16 protein-coding genes are annotated in these 21064 nt (G+C 62.5%); 10 read left to right on the top strand and 6 right to left on the bottom strand.

Going from position 1 to position 21064, the window contains the following annotated elements; all coding sequences use genetic code 11:
* Positions 1-9 precede the first annotated feature (9 nt).
* From RBJ75_RS17225 to RBJ75_RS17185, 9 genes are all read left to right on the top strand, one after another.
* Positions 10-1464: a tripartite tricarboxylate transporter permease gene (locus RBJ75_RS17225; protein ID WP_317528509.1), complete on the top strand. Its 1455-nt coding sequence runs from the start codon at positions 10-12 to the stop codon at positions 1462-1464.
* 161 nt (positions 1465-1625) lie between these two features.
* Positions 1626-2618, top strand: coding sequence for a Bug family tripartite tricarboxylate transporter substrate binding protein (locus tag RBJ75_RS17220; protein WP_052628866.1), 993 nt, complete (start codon positions 1626-1628; stop codon positions 2616-2618).
* A 128-nt stretch (positions 2619-2746) separates the two neighbouring features.
* Entirely contained in the window at positions 2747-3646 is a 900-nt protein-coding gene (locus RBJ75_RS17215; RefSeq protein WP_080900951.1) for an IclR family transcriptional regulator, read from the top strand.
* Between the two features lie 195 nt (positions 3647-3841).
* The gene (gstA, locus tag RBJ75_RS17210; protein WP_044408340.1) at positions 3842-4474 is read left to right on the top strand and encodes a glutathione transferase GstA; all 633 of its coding nucleotides are present in this window, start codon (positions 3842-3844) and stop codon (positions 4472-4474) included.
* Between the two features lie 315 nt (positions 4475-4789).
* Positions 4790-5098, top strand: a complete 309-nt coding sequence (locus RBJ75_RS17205) for a hypothetical protein (protein WP_052628867.1) — start codon at positions 4790-4792, stop codon at positions 5096-5098.
* Positions 5099-5475: 377 nt separating this feature from the next.
* Positions 5476-5814 carry a hypothetical protein gene (locus RBJ75_RS17200; RefSeq protein ID WP_317528508.1) on the top strand — a complete coding sequence of 113 codons (339 nt, stop codon included), beginning with the start codon at positions 5476-5478 and terminating at the stop codon, positions 5812-5814.
* Between the two features lie 74 nt (positions 5815-5888).
* Entirely contained in the window at positions 5889-7115 is a 1227-nt protein-coding gene (gene ihpA, locus RBJ75_RS17195; protein WP_044408370.1) for a divalent metal ion exporter subunit IhpA, read from the top strand.
* Positions 7112-8104 (top strand): divalent metal ion exporter adaptor subunit IhpB, encoded by a 993-nt coding sequence (gene ihpB / locus RBJ75_RS17190; protein ID WP_044408346.1) that lies wholly within the window; start codon positions 7112-7114, stop codon positions 8102-8104. The genes ihpA and ihpB overlap by 4 nt, the downstream gene beginning before the upstream one ends.
* 12 nt (positions 8105-8116) lie before the next feature.
* On the top strand, positions 8117-11326 hold the full coding sequence (locus tag RBJ75_RS17185; RefSeq protein ID WP_044408350.1) for an efflux RND transporter permease subunit: 3210 nt from the start codon (positions 8117-8119) through the stop codon (positions 11324-11326).
* 308 nt (positions 11327-11634) lie between these two features.
* On the opposite strand, the gene RBJ75_RS17180 is transcribed toward RBJ75_RS17185, so the two are convergent.
* From RBJ75_RS17180 to RBJ75_RS17165, 4 genes are all read right to left on the bottom strand, one after another.
* On the bottom strand, positions 11635-12627 hold the full coding sequence (locus tag RBJ75_RS17180) for a GntR family transcriptional regulator (protein ID WP_044405723.1): 993 nt from the start codon (positions 12625-12627) through the stop codon (positions 11635-11637).
* A 79-nt stretch (positions 12628-12706) separates the two neighbouring features.
* Positions 12707-13720: an alpha/beta fold hydrolase gene (locus tag RBJ75_RS17175; protein ID WP_044405721.1), complete on the bottom strand. Its 1014-nt coding sequence runs from the start codon at positions 13718-13720 to the stop codon at positions 12707-12709.
* A 24-nt stretch (positions 13721-13744) separates the two neighbouring features.
* Complete coding sequence (locus tag RBJ75_RS17170) at positions 13745-14842, bottom strand: Zn-dependent alcohol dehydrogenase (RefSeq protein WP_276156511.1); 1098 nt, start codon at positions 14840-14842, stop codon at positions 13745-13747.
* 21 nt (positions 14843-14863) lie between these two features.
* Positions 14864-15688 (bottom strand): phytanoyl-CoA dioxygenase family protein, encoded by an 825-nt coding sequence (locus RBJ75_RS17165; protein ID WP_044413867.1) that lies wholly within the window; start codon positions 15686-15688, stop codon positions 14864-14866.
* 153 nt (positions 15689-15841) lie between these two features.
* On the opposite strand from RBJ75_RS17165, the gene RBJ75_RS17160 reads away from it, so the two are divergent.
* Positions 15842-17083 carry an ABC transporter substrate-binding protein gene (locus tag RBJ75_RS17160; protein WP_044413865.1) on the top strand — a complete coding sequence of 414 codons (1242 nt, stop codon included), beginning with the start codon at positions 15842-15844 and terminating at the stop codon, positions 17081-17083.
* A gap of 183 nt (positions 17084-17266) precedes the next feature.
* Here RBJ75_RS17160 and mdoH read toward each other — a convergent pair whose 3' ends face one another.
* A complete protein-coding gene (mdoH, locus tag RBJ75_RS17155) occupies positions 17267-19441 on the bottom strand; it encodes a glucans biosynthesis glucosyltransferase MdoH (RefSeq protein ID WP_044413863.1) in 2175 nt (724 codons plus the stop codon).
* Positions 19429-20937: a glucan biosynthesis protein G gene (locus RBJ75_RS17150; protein ID WP_044413861.1), complete on the bottom strand. Its 1509-nt coding sequence runs from the start codon at positions 20935-20937 to the stop codon at positions 19429-19431. The genes mdoH and RBJ75_RS17150 overlap by 13 nt, the downstream gene beginning before the upstream one ends.
* Positions 20938-21064 lie beyond the last annotated feature (127 nt).

Genomic DNA, 21064 nt, shown 5'->3' with positions numbered 1-21064 from the left:
GATAATCTGATGTATTGCGCGATCGGCTGTGTCGTCGGGACCCTCGTCGGGCTTCTGCCCGGGCTTGGTCCGCTCGCCACGATCAGCGTGCTGCTGCCGCTGACCTATTCGATTCCGGTGAACGGCGCGCTCATCATGCTTGCCGGCATCTATTATGGCGCCCAATACGGCGATTGCGTCAGTGCCATAACGATGAGGATACCGCACGCAACCAGCATTGTGATGTGCATCGACGGATATCAGATGACGGTGAAGCGCCAGACCGGTCTGGCGCTCTTCACCGCCGGCTTCTCCAGTTTCATCGGCGGCACGGTGGCGATCGTAGTGCTGTCCTTGCTGACGCCGATCCTGGGCAAGGCGGCCTTCCTGCTGGGGCCCCCCGATTACTGCATGCTGATGCTGTTCGGATTCATGTGCGTGAGTTTCGTCACGACCGGCAGCGTTCTTAATGGTCTGGCGATGTGTCTCGTCGGCGTGCTGTTCGCTCAGGTTGGCACCGACGTCCAATCGGGAGTTCAGCGTTTCACCCTGAACCTGGACTCGCTGTACGACGGCATCAGTCTGGTCAGCATCGCGCTCGGCTGCTTTGGAATCGCGGAGATCACCAAGAACCTGGATAAGGGCGGGGGACATTCGCCGTTCAACGGAGAGATTAACCTCATCCCGAGTTGGGTGGATTTCAAGCGCATACTTCCGAGCGCGTTCCGCGGCAGTGTGATCGGATCGATCCTCGGCGTTCTGCCAGGCGGCGGAGCGACGGTTGCGCAATTTGCGTCCTACGCTTTGGAGAAGAAGGTCAGCAAATTCAGAAATCAGATCGGCAGCGGCGCGATCGAGGGCGTAGCGGGGCCGGCGGCGGCCGACGAAGCGGCGGCCCGCACCAGTTTCATTCCTCTGATGAGCATCGGCATCCCGGAGAACGCCGTGACCGCGCTGATGATGGCAGCCTTCATCATCAAGGGCATTCAACCCGGCCCCAACATGATTGCGACGCATCCGGATCTGTTCTGGGGGCTGGTGGCGAGCATGTGGATCGGCAACTGCTTCTTGCTGTTGCTCAACGTGCCGCTGGTCCGGCTCTGGCTCTCGGTCTTCAAGATCCCCTACAATGTCCTGTTTCCGACCATTCTGTTCTTCTGCTGCATCGGCACGTTCAGCGTGAACAACAATTTGAACGATATATTCGTGACCGCCGTATTCGGATTGATCGGTTACATCCTGATGCGGCTGTCGCTCGACCCGTCGCCGCTGATATTGGGCTTCATCCTCGGCCCGATGCTCGAAGAGTACTTCCGTCGCACCATGATTCTCAGCCGCGGCAGCTTCGAAGTCTTCGTGACGCGACCGATCAGCGCCACGCTTCTCGGCTTGGTGCTGCTGGTTATCGTGTTGGCCGTCTCGGGCGCGGTGTTTCCGACCGCATTGGCCAATCGCGGAAAAGCGAGGCCGGCCGTGACCTCCTAGCATCGCCGCAATGGTGCCCTCCCGTCCGCGGGTTGGCGCGCCTAGATGGCGCGCAACTTCACTGCACCCGTCCAGAAAATCGGCGGACGACAATCGCGGATGAGTGCGCCGTCCGCGCCGCCGTGTCCCATCATTGTTGATCTGATCAATCGGAGATTGAAATGAAGTACCTGACCTTGCCGGCAGCAGCGGCCTGCCTGATGCTGCTGAACGGCTATGCCGACGCGCAGGCTCCAGCGCCGAACACATCGCCTCTCGGCGGACGCAGCGTTGCATTGGTGGTGCCATTCTCCGCCGGAGGGGGCACCGATACGCTGGCGCGTCTGATCGCCGAGAGGTTCAAGGCGCTGACGGATTCCACGGTAGTGGTCGACAACAAGGCCGGAGCGAACGGTCTGATCGCCAGCCAGTTCGTGGCCAGGGCCAAGCCGGATGGGCTGACCCTGATGTTGGGGAGCAGTTCGACTCATGTGATCGAGCCGCTTCTGTCGGCCGACAAGACCGCGATGGAGACGGTGCAGAAGAAGTTCGTGTTGGTATCGGTCGTTGCGAAGACCCCTCTGGTGCTGGCTGTCAACGGTTCGTCGAAAATCCAGACCCTCGATCAATTTCTCGGACAGACCGATAAGGAGGTGACGTTCGGGACATACGGCGTCCACTCGTCACCCCATCTGATGGGCTCGCTGCTCGGCGCCGAACGCGGTCTCCGGCTTGTCCATGTCCCCTATAAGGGATCGGCGCCCGCAGTCACGGATCTGTTGAGCGGCAATATTGATTCCGTCTTCCTGACGGTCGCGGCGATCAACAGCTTTGTCGAAGCTGGGCAAGCGCGTGCCCTGGCGGTGACCGGCACGCAACGGGTCGCGACCCTGCCCGATGTTCCGACGTTCAAGGAGCGTGGTGTTGCGGGATTTGACAACGCCGGCTGGTTCGCAGTGTTCGCGCCCGCCGGGGTGCCGGAGGTCACTGTCGGCTATCTGCGCAACAAACTGCACGACGTCATGGCGGAGCCCGCGATTCAGGCGAAGCTGCGGGACCTGGGCCTGCAGGATGCCAGCGACACGTTCGGGAAAGGAACTCAGGCTTGGCAAGAAACCATTGGCCAAACGGCCGCGATCCTGAAGAAGACCAAGCTTGACCTGGATCATCGATAGCGCCGGGCCGTAACGATAACAGCCGGTTCAGTGGGGAATTTCCCCGCTGTGCGATGCTGTCTAGTCGGGTATATCTCCTGCGTCGCCATCGCGCGATTGATGTCGGTTGATTGGCTGGGGCTTGAGGAATGGTTGCGAAGAAACCACGGACCGCGTTCCAAAAGGGACAGATGATCGCGAAACCACCACGGAGTGCGTCGCCCAAGGTGGCAAAGAGTATCGTCAAGAAATCCAGCCTGAAGAAAATGCCCCCTCGGCCGGATGCGAAAGTTCAATCGTCACGAGACGAGAATGGCACCAGCCTATCCAGAATGCTGGGGACGTTGCGACTATTCAGCCGCGAGAAGCCCGTTCTGTCGGCGGAGCAGATCGGCGAGGGGGCTGGCGTGCCGACCAGTACCGCCTATCGTTACGTCAAGGAACTGACCAAGGCCGGCCTGCTGGTTCGCTGGAAAGGCGGCTTTGCGCTTGGGCCGCGGATCATGGAACTGGATCTGCAGATCAGGGAATGCGATCCCGCGATCATCGCGGCCGCGGGTCCGATGCGCGAATTATCGTTGCAGTCCGGCCTCGATGTCATGCTGACGAAAATCTACGACCGATCCATCGTCACTGTACATATTGAATCGACAGGGCCGGGCCGCGTGCTGAACTTCGGCAGAGGAAAGCCGCTGCCGATGTTTCGCGGCTCGAGCTCCAAGGCGATCATCGCGTTTCTGCCGGCCGCCAGGCTGCGGCGTCTGCACGAGGAGGGGCGCGCCGCCGGCGACCCCGATGCGCTGGCGCACGATTGGGATGAATTCTACGAGTCGATGCAGGCTATTCGAAAATCGGGATATTGCCTCTCGAAGGGCGAGTTGAACACGGGCATCGAGGGCATGTCCGCTCCGATCTTCGGGGGCGACCGCGCCGTGATCGGCAGCCTTACGCTTCTTGGCGATGCCCACAGGATGTCCCTTCTGCGCGAAGAGGTGCTGATCCAGTTCCTGCAAGACGCCGCGGCCTCGGTCAGCCAAGCGCTATCATGACGGCAAATGCCGTCGTGCAACAGCGCCGATCTGCGGTCTGAATGAGTTAGTCCGTGCAGAAAACACCCTCGGTGGCTTTTGACAAAATTATTATATTGTGAGAAATTGCGCTGATACCGATGGTTCGTGCCGCGCCATGGTGGTGTGCGGCACGCGGCACGATCTCGACATCGATCAAGACCCCAGGGGGACCGAATGAAGCTCTATCACGAAGTCAGAGGCTGTTCGCTTGCCGTCGATATTGTCAGGCGCGAACTCGGAATTCCGCTCGAGCTCATCTGGGTCGATGTGCCGAGAAAGCTGTTGCCGGACGGGTCGGACTACTACGCTATCAATCCCAAGGGGCAGGTTCCGGCGCTGGAGTTGGCGGATGGTCAATTCCTCACGGAGGGGGCTGTCATCATGCAATACCTCGCGGACCAGTGCCCTGAAAGCGAGCTCTGCGCGCCGGCCGGCACGCTCGAGCGATACCGGATCATGGAGTGGATGAGTTTCATTGCATCCGATCTGCACAAGGGCGGGTTCATGCCGCTCCTCAAGAAGGTGACGCCGGATGACTATCGGCCGATTGCCCGGCAATTGGTGATTTCGCGCCTGAAATGGCTCAACGATCATCTGGCGACGCAGGACTATCTGACCGGCGCGACGTTCACCATTGCCGATGCGCATTGCTACACGATTGCGATGTGGACCGAGTTTCAGCACATAGACATATCGCCTTGGCCGCACCTCCAGGCATATCTGAAGCGGATCGGAGCACGCCCCAGCGTCGTGGCCGCGAAGGAAGCGGAAAGACAGGAGGCCGAACGGGCGAGCGCCACTGCCTGACTGCGCCGCGGTGCGGTTGTGATGCGCCTGAGTCCCAGCGTTCGGCCGATGGATGCAAGGGAGCCGGCGCCTGGCCTTTCAGCCTGGCGTCATCGTGATGATGCCGGCGCGATTGCGCGTGAAGGCCGGCACCGGCCGCGTTTGGCGAAGCGGTCGACAGTCGCGGGGACAAATCGCCGCATCTTTGGGTTCCCGATGATTTCTGCGCCGATGTGATAGTGTTGCGAATCCAAGTCTGGTATCGCTGCGCCAATGGAATTTCGGATCGCTCACAAGATGCCATCGATTTCACCTTGCTTGCGTCGGGCGTTATTGATGGTTCTCGCCCTGACCTACATTTTCGTGGGCTTTGCCCACACGGTGTCGTGCGCGGACGAGATCCCGGCACTCGCGATGTCGTCGGATGTCGGAACCAGTTCCGTTGACGCGTCGCATGACGGCGATTCGAAGAAGTCGCCTTCCTTCTCGGAAGAATGCCACGTCTGGATGCCGAGTTTGACCGCACCGCAATTCGCGGTGACGGCGCCGGTCTTTGATCCGCGCAAGGTCGCCTGGGCTGTACCGGCCAAATTGGTTGCGGGCCATCATCGGCTCGATCCCCGCCCTCCCAAACTTCTGATCTGAAGGCCTAGTCTCGCGCGCGGCGTTGCCGTGTCGCGGACTATTGGTGTTCGGGTCGCTCAGATGGTTGCAGCTGAACCGGCTGCGCGCGTGACATGTTGCGTTTGTGCACATGGTCAGCCGCTGCCGCGTCATGGCTCGCCGCGTTGCTACTCCCAGCAGGCGATGCTTCGCAGTCGGTGATGGCCAGCCTGATGGCCATGTCGACTGACGCGGCATCATCCCTGGGCGATCGACGCGCCGGCCGCCCCATTGGACCGACCCTCCAGCAAATCTATGGAAACACCGGCGCGCCAAGCCAGCGGATGCGGGCGGCCGGACAATGACGGGTCGAGCGGACTCGTCAAGAACGGAACAACGTCATGAAATATGCGAGACCTTTGATCGTCGCGATGTGGTTGGGAAGTTCGGTCGCCTATGCCGGCACCAATCACGAAATCTCTCAATTCCGACCCGGAGCGAAGACATCGATCGAGGATGGTGCTGCGACGCGGAACTACGCCTTCGGCCTGGATCGGGGCAAAGCCTGGTACAACAACGCGGGGAAGTGGGCATGCATTGCGCGATCCAACCATGGCACCCACGCCGCCACCACGGTCTGGAGTGCCTACACGTCGTCGCGCCCGAGCGCCGAGAAATCGGCTTTGGCGAAGTGCAACGTCTCGGCGGCGAACAAGCAGGCCTGTCGGGTGTCCAGATGCTGGGTTGAAGGCGAATGAGCGCGATCATGGACCCGATCGGTCGCTCCGCGCTCATACGGACGGTCGCGACGTCGCTCGTCGCCTTCGGCCTTATGATGGGGCCGATCTATGGCGGCGCCGTCGAGGCCCAGACCTTGACTATGCGCGCCGCTCTGCAGCGCGCCTTGGTCGCCAATCCGCGGTTGACCGCGGCGGAGCGCGATATCGGCCTTGCCAAGGGCGCGCATATCCAGTCCGGCACGCTGGCCAATCCGGAGCTGTCCTTCGAGCAGGACAATGCGTTCGGGTCGCGAAGCTATCGCGGCACCAGGTCGGCCGAGACGACGCTGCAGATCAGCCAATTGTTCGAGCTGTTCGGCAAGCGCGACGCACGGATCGCCGCCGGCAGAGCCGCGGTCGAAACCGCGGCGATCCAGCGCAAGGCGGTGCGCCTGGAGATCTTGTCGGAGACCGCGATCGCGTTCCTCAACGTGCTCGGATTGCAGCACCGGATCGCAATTCTGGACGAGCAGATTGCCGCGATCGACAAAATCACGCCGATGCTGCAGCGACGCGTCGATGCGGGCGCATCCTCGCCCGCCGAAACCGGCCGCGCCGAGGTTGCGTCGGCGCTGGTGAAGGCCGATTGGGAGCGCGCCGCGGCCGCGCTTGCCAGCGCCCGGCGTGATCTCGCGGTGTTGATGGGCGACACGGCGGCCAAGTTCAGCAAGGTCTCGGGCCGGCTCGACCGGATCGGGCGGCCGCCGGCCTTCGCTGCCGTCGTCGCGGCGATCGAGGCCAATCCGCAATTGATGCGCTGGACCGCCGTCTTTGCCCAGCGCAACGCCGAATTGCTGCGGGCGCGGCTGAAGCCCTATCCGGACGTCCGCGTCGGTGCGGGGTGGCGGCATTTCAACGAGACCAATGACGACGCCGTGCGGCTGTCGGTTTCGATTCCGATCCCGCTGTTCGACCAGAACCAGGGCGACATCCTTGCGGCCCAGGAGAACCTGGCCAAGACCCGTGCCGAGCGCGACGCCAACCGCAACACGCTGATCGTGATGGCGGGACGCGCCTATGATTCGCTGCAAGGCGCGCGGCGCGAATTGGCGATTCTGCGCAAGACCGCGATCCCGCGATCACGCCAGGCCTCCGATGCGATCCTGGAGGGCTACGGGCAGGGGCGCTACACGCTGCTCGAGGTGCTCGATGCCGAGGCCACCGTGGCGCAGGCGCGGCTTCGCGAACAGGAAGCGCAGCAGAACTTTCATATCGCGGTTGCGACCATCGAAGGCCTGGTCGGCAACCCCTTTGCATTGGCCGGGAACAACACACGATGAAGACGACGTCAAAAGCCATCGTGGCTGTGGTGGCCGCATTGGCTGCTATCGCCGGGGTTTACGCATTCGCACCGTCCGGGTCTTTGCCGAATCCAGCCAAGCCCGGGCATGCCGAGAGTGAACACGGCCACGAGGCCAAAGAAGGCCATAGGGACCATGACGACCACGATTCCGACGGCGTCGCGATGAGCGATGCCAAAGCCGCTGCCGCCGGCATCGAGATCCTCGCCGCATCCAGCGCGACGCTACGCGATGCGCTGAAGCTGAACGGCGTGTTGCAGCCCAATCAGGAGACGCTGGTCCAGGTCACGCCGCGGTTTGCGGGCGTCGTGCGCGATATCAGGAAGCGGATCGGCGATCAGGTCGAGAAGGGCGAATTGCTGGCCAAGATCGAAAGCAATCAAAGTCTGACCGTTTACGACATCCGGGCGCCGATCTCCGGCACCGTGATCGCCCGCCAGATCTCGCTCGGCGAATACGCGTCCGAACAGAAGCCGGCCTTCACCGTCGCCGACCTCTCGACGGTCTGGGTCGACCTGTCGGTCTATCGACGCGATCTGCCGCGGGTCAAGCTCGGCGACACCGTCATCGTCGATGTCGGCGACGGCGGCGAGCCGATCGAGTCGCAGCTGTCCTACATCTCGCCGATCGGTAGCAGCGATACCCAGAGCGCTCTGGCCCGCGCCGTGCTGCCCAATCCCGGGATGCGGTTGCGGGCCGGCCTGTTCGTGTCCGCCAGGCTGGTTCTGTCGGCCAACGACGTCGCGGTCGCGGTGCGATCCGAAGCCTTGCAGACGCTGGAGAACCGCAGCGTCGTGTTTGTCAGGCATGGCGACAAATTCGAGGCGCGCGAGGTCGAAATCGGCGCGCGCGATCCCGAGCAAGTGGAAATCGTCTCCGGCCTGTCCGAGGGCGACAGATACGCCGCCAAGAACAGTTTCATCGTCAAGGCCGAGTTGTCCAAAGGCTCCGCATCCCATGAACATTAGCGGAGAGTTTCGATGATCGACGCCGTTGTTTCGTTTTCCGTCCGCCACCGTTGGCTGGTGATGATCGGCGTGGTGCTGATGGCTGCGCTGGGAGTCTGGAACAGCACCCGGCTTCCGATCGACGCGGTGCCGGACATCACCAATGTCCAGGTCCAGATCAACACCAACGCGCCGGGCTATACGCCGCTCGAAGTCGAGCAACGCATCACCTTTCCGATCGAAACCGCGATGGGCGGCCTGCCCGAACTAGTGAGCACGCGCTCGCTGTCGCGCTACGGGCTGAGCCAGGTCACGATCGTCTTCAAGGACAAGACCGACATCTATTTCGCCCGGCAGATTGTCAATGAGCGGGTCCAGCAGGTGAAGGATCAGCTTCCGGCCGGCATCGAAACCGCGATGGGGCCGGTCTCGACCGGTCTCGGCGAGATCTATCTGTTCACCGTGGAAGCCAAGGCCGGAGCTACGCGGTCCGACGGCGAGGCCTACAGCCCGACCGATCTGCGCACCATTCAGGACTGGATCATCAAGCCGCAGCTACGCAACGTGCCGGGCGTGGTCGAGGTCAACACCATCGGGGGCTTCGAGAAGCAATTCCACGTGCTGCCGAACCCGGCGCAGCTGATGGCCTATCGGCTCAGCTTCCGCGACGTGATGGCCGCGCTCGCAGCCAATAACGCCAATGTGGGCGCCGGCTATATCGAGCGCAACGGCGAACAATATCTGGTCCGCACGCCGGGGCAGATCGCCAATATCGAACAGATCAAGCAGGTCGTCATCGGATCGCGCAACGGTGTGCCGGTTCGCATTTCCGACGTCGCCGATGTGCGGGAAGGCAAGGATCTGCGCTCCGGGGCGGCGACGCTCAATGGCAACGAGATGGTGATGGGCACCGCGATGCTTCTCATCGGGGAGAACAGCAGAACCGTGGCGCATCGCGTCGCCACCAGGCTCGACGAGATCGGACGCTCGCTTCCGGACGGCGTCGTGGCGCGCGCGATCTATGACCGCACCCATCTGGTCGACGCCACTATCGCGACGGTTCAGAAGAACCTTGTCGAGGGCGCGCTGCTGGTCATCGCGATCCTGTTTCTCATTCTCGGAAACTTCAGGGCCGCGATCGCCACCGCCTTCGTGATCCCGCTGTCGATGCTGTTCACCATCACCGGGATGTTCGAAAACAAGGTCAGCGCCAATCTCATGAGCCTCGGCGCGATCGATTTCGGCATCATCATCGACGGCGCCGTGATCATCGTCGAGAACTGCCTGCGTCTGCTGGCGCATGAGCAGGCGCGCCGAGGGCGCATCCTGACCCGCGACGAACGCTTCGAGACGATTCTCGCCGGCTCGCGCGAGGTGATCCGGCCGAGCCTGTTCGGCACCCTGATCATCGCCGTGGTCTATCTGCCGGTGCTCACCTTGACCGGCGTCGAAGGCAAGATGTTCACCCCGATGGCGCTCACGGTGCTGATCGCTCTGCTCGGCGCCAGCATCCTGTCGATGACCTTCGTGCCTGCGGCCGTAGCCCTGCTGGTCACCGGCCGAGTGTCAGAGAAGGAGAACTGGTTCATGCGCGCCGCGCTGCGCGGCTATGTTCCGCTGCTGGCGCGATCGATCAGATATCGCGGCGCCGTCGCGGTGTTGGCCGCCGTGCTGGTCGTCGTCAGCGGCTTTGCGGCGTCGCGGATGGGGGGCGAATTCATCCCGAGCCTGGACGAGGGCGACATCGCAATCCAGGCGCTGCGCGTTCCCGGCACCAGCCTGACGCAGGCGCTGGAAATGCAGAAACTGCTCGAAAAGCGCCTTCTCAAGATCCCGGAAGTGAAGGAGGTGTTCGCCCGCACCGGGACCGCGGAGGTCGCCACCGACCCGATGCCGCCCTCGATCTCGGATGGCTACGTCATGCTGAAGCCGCGCGGGCAATGGCCGGATCCGACGCGGGCCAAATCTGAGGTTGTCGAAGAGGTCGAGAAAGCGGCCGAGGAAATCGCTGGCAGCAGCTATGAATTGTCGCAGCCGATCCAGCTGCGCTTCAACGAGCTGATTTCCGGGGTGCGCAGCGATGTCGGCGTCAAGATCTTCGGCGACGATCTCGATGTACTGGCGCGGGTCGGCGGCGAAATCCAGGCGGTCCTGCAAAAGGTGCAGGGTGCCGCCGACGTCAAGACCGAGCAGATCTCCGGCCTTCCGGTCCTGACCGTCAAGCTCGATCGCCAGGCCTTGACCCGATACGGCATCAGCGTCGCCGATGTGCAAAACCTCGTCGAGATCGCGGTCGGCGGCAAGAGCGCGGGCCTGGTGTTCGAGGGCGACCGGCGGTTCGAACTGATCGTTCGATTGCCCGAGCATTTGCGCTCCAATGTCGAAGCCATCAAGGCCTTGCCGATTCCATTGCCGCCGCTCGAAGGCGAGGCCAAGGTGACCTCGGCGCTATGGGGCAACTCGCCGCTGGCCCAGATCCGCTACGCGCCGCTGTTCGAACTGGCGCAGATCGAGCTCGCCCCCGGCCCGAACCAGATCAGCCGCGAGGACGGCAAGCGCCGGATCGTGGTGTCGGCAAATGTGCGGGGCCGCGATCTCGGCTCCTTCGTGGCGGATGCCCAGCGTCAGATCGCCGAACAGGTCAAGATCCCGGCGGGGTATTGGACCGGGTGGGGCGGCCAGTTCGAGCAGCTGGTGTCGGCGACGCAACGTCTGACCATCGTGGTGCCGATCGCGCTGTTGCTGATTTTCCTGCTGCTGTTCGTCAGTCTCGGCTCGGTGGCGGATGCAATGCTGGTGTTCAGCGGTGTGCCGCTGGCGTTGACCGGCGGCATCTTTGCGCTGATCCTGCGCGATATTCCGCTGTCGATCAGCGCCGGCATCGGCTTCATCGCACTGTCCGGGGTCGCGGTGCTCAACGGTCTGGTCATCATCACCTTCATTCAGCGATTGCGCGACGAGGGCCACGCGATCGTGGATGCCGTGCGGGAGGGGGCGCTGACGCGGCTGCGTCCGGTGTTGATGACCGCATTGGTGGCGGCACTGGGCTTCGTGCCGATGGCGATTGCGACCGGCGCCGGCGCCGAGGTGCAGCGCCCGCTGGCCACCGTCGTCATCGGCGGCATCATCTCGTCGACCATCCTGACGCTGTTGGTGCTGCCGGCGCTTTACATCCTGTTCCGTCGCGAAACCAGGCGGGTCGCAGCCGCAGACTTTGCTGGCCAAGACCAGGGTGTCCAGTGATAACGGTCTCATTTTCTTAGAGCGTTTTCGAGCGAAGTGGGCGCCGGTTCGCGTGAAGAAAACGCGTCAAAATAAGAATCTAGAGCTCCGGTTCTGATCCTATCAGAACCGGAATTGCTCTAAGCGCTGCCCGCCATTGTTTCGGAAACTCGATCGGGATCGAACGAGGCGCTGCGATCTGCGATCAAGGAACGTCTTGCCGTTTCCCTGTGGTTTCTCTCGGCAAGGGCTTGAACATCGAATTGGGTCCGAAGTCGGAGGCCTTCGGGCTGCCTCGAATTGCCGGCTGGCAGGGCGCTGTCGTTGCGTCAGCCGACGTCAATCTCGTCGCCAAGAGATACGAGATAGTCGGGCAGGGGAGAACGATCGACTTTGGCGAAAATCTCGAAACGCCGAAGCCAGCGCGACGTCGCCTCGTTCAGGTGGATTCGCAGCGAAGCCGTCGCCTTGCGAACGTTTCGTTCAAGCAATTGATCAATGATTTCGAGATGCTCATCAAGCGCGTCGTCCATGTCGCCGCGGGGAACGCGCAGGCTGGCATTGAGCAAGTACAGACTTGGTACGAACAGCAGGTGTGTTCTGCCGAGCGCCTTGACAATCTCTCGATTGGGACAGTGGGCCAGAAGATTGATATGCAGGTCGGTCTCGAGCTGCCCGACTGTACCGATCTCGACCTGCCCGCCGGATATCGTCGACTGAACATTGCTTCGCATGCGCTCCAGCTCTCCGCGCGCGACCAGCGGTGCGGCACGAAGTAAAGCCTCCGGTTCCAATATGGCGCGCATTTCGAACAGTTCACGGATCTTTTCGGCCGATACCCTGGGGGCGATCCAGCGGCCGAGCCCATCCTTGTTCACTTCGCCCAAGCTGTGCATGCGCCCCAGAACGTCGCGCGCAACGGTGCGGCTCACGCCGAAGCATTCGGCGAGCGGTGCTTCAATAATCCGTACGGAATCAAAGAGCACGCGGATGCAGAGTTCCTGCTGGAGTTTCTGATAGACCCGCTCCCATTGCGGGAGGGGCAATATCCGAGATACGTCAAGCGAGGCCGTCCGCCCGACATCGTCGGCTTCCGGACAGCCCGCCACCAGATAGCCGCGGCCGCCCAGCTCCAGAACGATCTTTGCGTCGCACAGCGCCCGTAGTGCGTGCCGGGCGGGAGAACGGCTGATCCCGAAGGCCTTGGCGACTTGCGCTTCGAGCAGCTTCTCGCCGGGACGAATCCGTCCCTCGTCGATCATTCGCTTCAACAACAGAAAAGTGTTCTGCTGCATCGATGTCTTTTCGACCGTGTCGGTCATGGCTGTCGATTGTGGTTTCATTTGCTCGTTCACCGTCCGGGACTCGCGGCGAGAATCGGCCAACGCTGGTCCCGCAATCTCACTTAGCGCAAAACTCGGCAATTCGTCGGTTCAGCAGGCGTGCGGTCGCGGACTCCGCCGCACTGGCCATGATGTGCCCGGCATCGGTATCCACCTGCACCAAGTCGCAATCGCGGATCTGCTCGGCCGCCCAGAGGCCTGCTTCGACAGGATTGTAGAGATCCAGCGAGGGCAGAACAATCAAGGTTCGGGCGCGAATCGCGCGCAAGGCGGCGGCCGTATCGCCCGCAAAACCGGGCGTGCCGCCGACATCGTGCCCGTCATAGGCCCAGGACTGATAGATCCAATCGAGCGGATCAAATCCCTGGTCGATCCAAAGATTGGACCGCGACGTCAGCCATGACCGAACCTCGTCGGGACTCGCAAACTGACGATCGACGCTGGCAGGCGTGCGTGCGCACAGCAGTTGGAGAATGACCGACCAGCTTTCCCATCGCCGCGCGAGCTCGTCCGGGCAAGTAACCGGATCGGGTGCATGGCTCTGCAGGGCGAGCCGCGCCGCGTGGTTGATGGCGCCCGACCAAGCGGTGGATTTGGCCATCGGCGTCATAGCTACGACCTTGTTGACACGCTCGGGATAGGACACCGCCCATTGCAGGGCTTGCATTCCGCCCATTGAGGCGCCGATCACCAGGTCGACGACATCGATGCCGAGATGGTCGATCAGCAATTTCTGACTGTTGACCATGTCGCGAATGGTGAAGCGGGGAAAATCCGTCCTGGCCTGGCGTTGCGACAACGACGGCGAACTGCTCAGCCCGTTGCCGATCGCATCGATCGCCAGAATTCTGGTGCGGCGAGGGTCCAGTGCCTTGCCGTCTCCGATCAGGAAATCCAAGCGGTGATGGCTGCTGCCGATGGCACAGAGGGCAACAGTCACCGGAAGGAGGCTGGCCGGATCTCCATGGACGGCGTAGCTAAGCTCGAAATCGTCGATCGATTCGCCGCTCTCAAGATCCAGCCGTGCTACGCGAAGCCGGTCATGCGGCGCATCGATCCAGTCGGCTTGCATGGGGGGATGCATTAGCTGCAATTCCTAAAATTGAATGACCGAGCGTATTTCAAGGCCGCGGTGGAGCCGGTCCAGGGCGTCATTGATGTCGGCGAGACGGATCCGGCTGGTGATATATTCGTCGAGCTTGAGGTTTCCTGCCAGATAGGCGTCGACCAGCAAGGGAAAGTCGCGCGCCGGAACGGCGCCGCCATAGCTCGCCCGGACGATGTTCTTCTCGCCCATCAAAGAGCCCCACCGCAGCGATAGCGGCTGAGTCGCGGGCAATTTTCCAAGCCAGACCACGCTGCCGCCGGGGCGCACGATGTCGAGGCTCGACTGGAATGCCTGGGGGCTTCCGGCGGCCTCGAACACGAAATCGGCGCCGCGTCCGTCGGTGTGATCGGCGTGTAGCGCCAATAGCGAGTCATCCGCCGTCAGGGTGTGGGTAGCCCCGAGCAGGGCGGCCAAGGTGAGCTTCCGCGGATCGCGGTCGATCGCAATGATGCGCTCGGCTCCCGCCAGTCGCGCACCCTGGATTGCAGATAGTCCAACGGCGCCACAACCGAGGACGCTGACACGCGACCCCTTCACTACTTTGGCGACATTGAGGACCGCCCCGACGCCGGTCATCAGCCCGCAGCCGATCAGACAGGCACGGTCGAAGGGGATATCCTTCGAAACCGGGATGACGCAGTCCTCCGACAGCACGGCCAGTTCGGCGAACGCCCCGGTGTACATCAATTGGTGGATCGGCGTGTCATCGCCAAACAGGCGGGGCTGACCGTCGAAGTGAAACGCGGCGGGCGCATTGTCGCGATATTGCTGGCACAGGATAGGCTGCCGCCTCGCGCAATAGTAACAGTGACCGCAATTTGGATTCCACGACAGGATGGCGTGGTCGCCCGGCCTGCAGCGCTGGACGGCGCTGCCGGTCCATTCCACCACGCCGGCCGCCTCATGGCCGGGGACGACGGGAAGCGGGCCTCCCAACTGTCCCCTGACCGCTTCGAGATCGGTATGGCAAAGGCTCGCGGCCGCAATCCTGACAACGACATCGCTGTCCCGCAGGCCTCTGACGTCCAACGTCTCGATCGACAACGGGGCGTCGAACGTCCTCAGTACCGCGGCCTGAAATGCCATTGTCGCCTAGAACTTCCGTGGTTATGCGGGAACCTGCGCGCCGCGGTAGAGGATCTTCATCGAGCGTTCGTGCTGCCTGCGATGAAAGTCGACCGCCACAGGATCCATGTCGCGGGTGGGGATCGGCTCGTGCTCGAAGGTCGCCTCGGCGTCGACGCCGCGAACCAGCGAGGCGCTGTCTTCTCCTTCGAGCTGACGGACCGATGTCGGCATATAACGGATCGCGAAGCCGATGCGGCGGCGTTTCGAGGGATTGGGGGCCGATCCGTGAATCAGCCGGACATGATGCAGCGACATCTCGCCCGGCTCGAGTTCGAGCATCACCGCCGATTTCGGGTCGACGTCGACGGCGACCTCTTGCCCCCGCGTCAGCATGTTGTTCTTGGAAAACGTGTCACGGTGCGGAATCTGATCCTGCAAATGCGAGCCGGGCACCACCTCCAGCGCTCCGTTCGCCTTGTTGCTTTCGGACAGCGCGATCCAGGCTGTGACCACATCGGGGCTCGACAGGCCCCAATAGGTGGAGTCCTGATGCCACGATACGAAAGACGGATCCTCCGGCTCCTTGATGAAGAAACTGCTGGCCCAGCACAGCAGGTTTTCGCCGTACAGATCTTCGATTGCATCGACGATATGTTCGTCGCGGATCAGCTCATTGAGCCAGGTGAACAGCAGATGGCTGCGGTTGCGGAACGGTCCGCTGAGCGGTCCGCCAGTGCTGCTCTCAAACGCCTCGAGCTCCTTGCGCATGGCGGCGGCGCGGTCCGTCGAGATCGCTCGAACCGGCGCCACATATCCGTCCTTCCAGAAACCATCGATCTGCGCAGACGACAGAACCTTGGGCATTCCTGCTCTCCCTTTTAAAATGTACATTGCATCCACTGTACATTAATGACAGGGTTGGTTGTCAAGCTGATCCTGGCTGCCCCGCCTGTCGGTCGACCGGGATAAAGCGAACAGAGGCGCATTCAAGCGACCCGAAAGCCCAAGGAGAATAGAATGTCGTTCAGCAAGCTTCTCTGGCGGGTCATCCCGCTATCTATCGCGCTGTCCGTCGGCGCCAGCACCAGTGTCTTGGCGCAGAAAAAATACGACGTTGGCGCCACCGACAGCGAGATCAAGATCGGCAACATCATGCCGTATAGCGGCCCGCTTTCCGCCTATGGGGTAATCGGCGAGACCGAAGCCGCCTACATGAAAATGATCAACGACCAAGGCGGCATCAACGGGCGCAAGGTCAATTTCATCTCCTATGACGATGCCTACAGCCCGCCAAAGACTGTCGAGCAGGCGCGCAAGCTGGTCGAGAGCGATGAGGTACTGCTGATTTTCCACGCCCTGGGAACGCCCACCAACAGCGCCATCCACAAATACATGAATGTGAAAAAGGTGCCGCAGCTCTTCGTCTCCAGCGGAGCTACGAAATGGAACGACCCGAAGCACTTCCCGTGGACTACCGGCTGGCAGCCCAATTACCAGAGCGAGGCCCGCATCTTCGCCAGATTCATCCTGAAGGAGAAGCCCGACGCCAAGATCGCCGTGTTCTTCCAGAATGACGATTCCGGCGTAGATTTCAGAAAGGGCTTCAGGGACGGGTTGGGTGAAAAGGCGAACTCCATGATCGTGGCCGAGGAAAGCTACGAGACCTCGGAGCCGACGATCGATTCGCATATCGTCAAAATGCGCTCGGCCAATGCCGACGTCCTCGTCAACTTTGCGACCCCGAAATTCGCCGCGCAAGCCATCAAGAAAATGGCCGAAATCGGCTGGAAGCCGATGCACGTCATGACCAGCGTCTCGATCTCGGTCGCGAGCGTGATGAAGCCTGCCGGCATAGAGAACGGCCAGGGCATTATTTCCGCCACCTATTTGAAGGACCCGACCGACCCCCAGTGGAAGGACGATCCTGGTATCCGTCGCTTCGACGAATTCCTCGCCAAATACTATCCCAAGGGGAATCGTAATGACGTGCTGGTCCTGACCGGATATTCGGCTGCCCAATCCCTCGTCTATGTCCTGAAAGCCTGCGGCGACGATCTGACACGCAAGAACGTCATGAAGCAGGCGGGCTCATTGAAGGATGTCGAACTCGACGGCTTGCTGCCCGGCATCAAGATGAACACCAGCGCCAATGATTTCGGCCCCATTCAGGATCTGCAACTGATCAGATTCAAGGGCCAGAGCTGGGAAAGGTTCGGCGAGATCATATCCGGCCGACAGACGCCCATTGAATCGAACTAACCTCACCACGCCAACTCACCTCATAGAGTGCGTTGGGAAAGCGATAGATCCTCGGCGCCCGCCTTTGGGCGCTGAGTGATCGGCAACATCATGTCGTCGACCACGCTGACGCTGCTGGTTGGGCCGGTGCGGTACATCCTGTCGCCGCGGCTGTCGTCGTGGCCGAGGCGGAGTCGGCCTGTGTCAGTTGGCCGAAGGATCGCTTGCGGTGTCACGCATGCCGATCGCCTGCAGCAGGGTGTCGCGGTCACCCAGGGTCGCGCGCATTTCGGGCTTGTCCAGCCATTCGACGATTTCGGCGATGCAATGGGCGTCGTCGATCCGGACGCGGGCCAGCGCCAGCGCCGGGTCGACGCGGCCGCGTTGGCGGGCGGGTTGATGTGCCAGGCCGGCGAGGTGGAGTTCGCGTAGAGCGTCATCGCGACGCAACGCGATGAGCGGATCCTCGGCGGACTCGGTTTCGCTGAGACTTGCCCGGATGTCGTGCACCCGGGCAAGGATCGGCAGCGTCGCGGCGCCGTCCGGAGTCACCAGAAGTCCCGTACCTTTCGGCTTGCTCGCCGTTCGGCCGGTCCACATCGCCACGGGAATTGCCAGGACAAGACCGACGATGACGGGGGTCATCCACAGCAGCAGTGGCCACGAAACCAGCACGGCCGCGACCGTCATCCCGACGCCGAGCCAGGACGGCGCAGCGTAGCGGCGGGCGATTTCGCGCAGCGGGATGGCGCCGTCGTCGCGATGCTGCACGCTCCAGCCGGAATCACGCCCCATCAGAATTCCGGCGACCGCCGAAGATTGAAACACCATCATCACCGGCGCGGTCAGGCTCGACACCAGGGTTTCAAACAGCAGGCCGCCGGTGGCCCGCCAGCCGCCGCCGAAACCGAGCCGCTGCTCGCGCCGGATCACGACCAGAAACAGCGCCAGCAGCTTCGGGAAGATCAGCAGTCCCATGGTGCCGGCGAACACCCAGGCGGCGCGCACCGGGTCCTGCGCCGGCCAGTGCGGAAATAGCGAATACCCCTTGGGGAAATATTCGGGCCGCACGAACTGCGCCTGCAACGAAATCAGGATGCCGGCGACCAGGAAGGCCAGCCACATCGGGGCGGTGATGTAGGAGCCGATGCCGGTGAGGAAATGCAGCCGCGACACCCAATGCAGGCCGCGCGCCGGCAGCACCTTGCTGTGCTGCAGATTGCCCTGACACCAGCGCCGGTCGCGGGCGGCGAAATCGAGCAGCGACGGCGGGCATTCCTCGTAGGAGCCGCGCAGCGTCGGCGCCATGTGGATGTGCCAGCCGGCGCGGCGCATCAGCGCCGCCTCGACGAAATCATGGCTCAGAATATCGCCGCCGAACGGCTTGCGTCCGGGCAGCGTCGGCAGGCCGGCGGCGGTTGCGAAAGCCGCGACCCGAATGATCGCGTTGTGGCCCCAGTAATTGCTTTCGGAGCCGTGCCACCAGGCGATGCCGGCGGCGATCATCGGGCCGTACATCCGACCGGCAAATTGCTGCAGCCGGGCGAACAGCGTCCGCGCATTGACCACGATCGGCAGGGTCTGAATCAGCCCGACATGCGGATTGCGCTGCATCGCCGCGGCCAGCCGGACCAGGGCATCGCCGGTCATCACGCTGTCGGCATCCAGGATGATCATGCAATCGTAATGGCCGCCGAAGCGTTTGACCCAGTCCTCGATATTGCCCGATTTGCGCGCGTGATTGTCCTTGCGGTGGCGATAGTACAAATTGCCGCCCGCCGCGGCGAGCGCGAGATAGCATTTCTCCTCCGCCACCCACACCGCCGGATCAGTGGTATCGCTCAGGATGAACCAGTCGAATTGCGTGCCGAAGCCGGTCGCGTCGGCCGATTCGCGGGTCGCCTGCAGCCGCGCAAACACCGCCTGTGGCTCTTCGTTATAAGTCGGCATTAGCATCGCGACGCGGAGGGAAAACGCCGGCAGCGGGCCGTCGCCGGCGACGCCGAGATCGTCGCGCCATCCGCTCAGCAGTGCTGCGAAGCCGGCCAGCGCTGAGACGAATGACAGCGCCACCCAGGCGAACAGCGCGGCAAACAGCGCCAGCACGATGCCTTCCAGGATAGTGACGCCGCCGACCTGCAGCACCTGATACATCTCGTAGATGCCCGGGCAGGTCACCGCCGCGGTGGCGAGCATGATCAATGCCCGCCGCCAATGGGGAACGCGGGTCCCGATCGCCACGCCTTCGCCAGAGTCATTGCGCGCGACTGTGCCCAATGACTGGACCGGCATGGCGAGCGGCGCTTCCGGCGGCAACGGGTCGCGCGCGGCCGGCGCGCTGGTTTCGATTTCCAGATTCAGCCGGTTCAAGGCGTCCATCGATAGACCCACACTTCGGACAGCGCCGTTTCGCCTTGCATCAGTGAGGCCCGCAATTCGACAGGGGGCGTATCCGGCTTCATGTCGAAGCTGAGCCGCCAGCCGCCGGTCTCGGGATTCGGCTGCGTCACCACATTGCGAATCTCGCCGGTATTGGCCGAGACCATGCCGCGGACGGCCTTGGCGTCGATGCCCTTGAGGTTGTCGCCGATGATGTCGAGCACAAACAGCCGGTCGTCGCCGCGTGCGCTGATCCCGGTGCGCGAAAACCGCGCCAGCGACGAGGGCTTCGGCTTGTCCGGTCCCCAGTGCAGGCGATAGGTGTAGATATGTTCGCCCTTGGCCTTCAGCGCCGTCTTCGGCGCCCAGAACGCCGCGATATTGTCGTGGACTTCTTCCTTGGTGGGGATTTCGATCAGCTGAATCGCGCCTTCGCTCCAGTCGCCGATCGGCTCGGCCCACAGGCTGGGTCGTAATCCGAAGCGGGATTCGAGGTCCTGATAGGCGACGAAGTTTTTCTCGCGTTGCATCAGGCCGAAGCCGCGCGGGTTGAGGTCGGCGAACACGCTGACCTGCAGATCGCGCGGGTTGCACAGCGGCCGCCATAATTCTTCGCCGCGCCCGTTATAGATGGCGAGCCCGTCGGAATCATGAACCGCCGGGCGAAAATCCGGGACCTCGCTGGGGTCGTTTGGTCCGAAGAAGAACATGCTGGTCATCGGCGCCAACCCGGCATGTTCGAGATCGACGCGCGGATACAGCGCCATCTCCACGTCGAATACCGTGGGTTCGCCTGGGCGGATGGTGAAACGATAGGCGCCGGTAACGCTTTTGCTGTCGAGCAGGGCGTGGACGACCATAGATGAGGCGCCCGGCGCCGGCCGTTCCAGCCAAAACGCCTTGAACAGCGGAAACTCCTCGCCGCTGCTCTGCCCGGTGTCGATCGACAGCCCGCGCGCCGACAGGCCGTAATGCTCGCCCTTCGACACCGCGCGGAAATAGCTGGCGCCGAGAAAGACGCAGACCTCGTCATAATAGTCCGGCCGGTTGAGCGGCGTATGGATGCGAAATCCGGCAAAGCCGAGGTCGTCATCGGTTGGCGGCGGAGGCGTCGCGCCGAACGAGAAATCGCCGGGACGATACGGGATCTGCCGCGACTGGCCGTCGGCGACCTCGTGGATCGTCACCCGGTTCTTGTAGAAAAAGCCGCGGTGAAAGAATTGCACCTCGAACGGCAGATGATCGCTGCGCCACAGCGCCTTCTCCGGATCGAAGCGGATCGCCCGGTAGGCATCGTAGTCGAGATCCGACAGCGGCGCCGGCAATTTGCTGTCCGGCGCCTGGTAGGGTTTGGCAGCAAGCTGCCGCGCCAACTGGCGAACGACCGATGGATCAAAGGCTTTTGATTGCTCTGCCGCACTCGCCTGCGCCGTAAATTTCTCCGACTGAAGCAGTGGCATTGCCGCAAGGCCAGCCAGAATTTGGCGCCGGTTCAATTCTTGACTCCTGGAGTTGACTAAAAAAAGCCAACGCCATGGAACCGTGCGGGTTCCCGCAGTGCAAAAGAAAGCCTCATGGCGACGTGCGGCGAAACGCCCGGCAGCAAGGCGGTGCCGATCGCCG

Source organism: Rhodopseudomonas sp. BAL398 (genome assembly GCF_033001325.1).
In the GTDB taxonomy this organism is placed as follows: Bacteria; Pseudomonadota; Alphaproteobacteria; order Rhizobiales; family Xanthobacteraceae; genus JARJEH01.
The sequence above is the reverse complement of the archived record's forward strand: the minus strand, read 5'-3'. Positions and strand labels throughout refer to the sequence as shown.

Excerpts from the sequence above, each read along its gene's own strand:
- RBJ75_RS17170 (WP_276156511.1), bottom strand. The coding sequence starts at position 14,842 with ATGGCATTTCAGGCCGCGGTACTGAGGACGTTCGACGCCCCGTTGTCG.
- ihpB (WP_044408346.1), top strand. The coding sequence starts at position 7,112 with ATGAAGACGACGTCAAAAGCCATCGTGGCTGTGGTGGCCGCATTGGCT.
- RBJ75_RS17160 (WP_044413865.1), top strand. The coding sequence starts at position 15,842 with ATGTCGTTCAGCAAGCTTCTCTGGCGGGTCATCCCGCTATCTATCGCG.
- RBJ75_RS17175 (WP_044405721.1), bottom strand. The coding sequence starts at position 13,720 with ATGCAAGCCGACTGGATCGATGCGCCGCATGACCGGCTTCGCGTAGCA.
- RBJ75_RS17180 (WP_044405723.1), bottom strand. The coding sequence starts at position 12,627 with ATGACCGACACGGTCGAAAAGACATCGATGCAGCAGAACACTTTTCTG.
- RBJ75_RS17225 (WP_317528509.1), top strand. The coding sequence starts at position 10 with ATGTATTGCGCGATCGGCTGTGTCGTCGGGACCCTCGTCGGGCTTCTG.
- RBJ75_RS17220 (WP_052628866.1), top strand. The coding sequence starts at position 1,626 with ATGAAGTACCTGACCTTGCCGGCAGCAGCGGCCTGCCTGATGCTGCTG.
- mdoH (WP_044413863.1), bottom strand. The coding sequence starts at position 19,441 with ATGGACGCCTTGAACCGGCTGAATCTGGAAATCGAAACCAGCGCGCCG.
- RBJ75_RS17185 (WP_044408350.1), top strand. The coding sequence starts at position 8,117 with ATGATCGACGCCGTTGTTTCGTTTTCCGTCCGCCACCGTTGGCTGGTG.
- gstA (WP_044408340.1), top strand. The coding sequence starts at position 3,842 with ATGAAGCTCTATCACGAAGTCAGAGGCTGTTCGCTTGCCGTCGATATT.
- RBJ75_RS17215 (WP_080900951.1), top strand. The coding sequence starts at position 2,747 with ATGGTTGCGAAGAAACCACGGACCGCGTTCCAAAAGGGACAGATGATC.
- RBJ75_RS17165 (WP_044413867.1), bottom strand. The coding sequence starts at position 15,688 with ATGCCCAAGGTTCTGTCGTCTGCGCAGATCGATGGTTTCTGGAAGGAC.
- RBJ75_RS17205 (WP_052628867.1), top strand. The coding sequence starts at position 4,790 with ATGGTTCTCGCCCTGACCTACATTTTCGTGGGCTTTGCCCACACGGTG.
- ihpA (WP_044408370.1), top strand. The coding sequence starts at position 5,889 with ATGATGGGGCCGATCTATGGCGGCGCCGTCGAGGCCCAGACCTTGACT.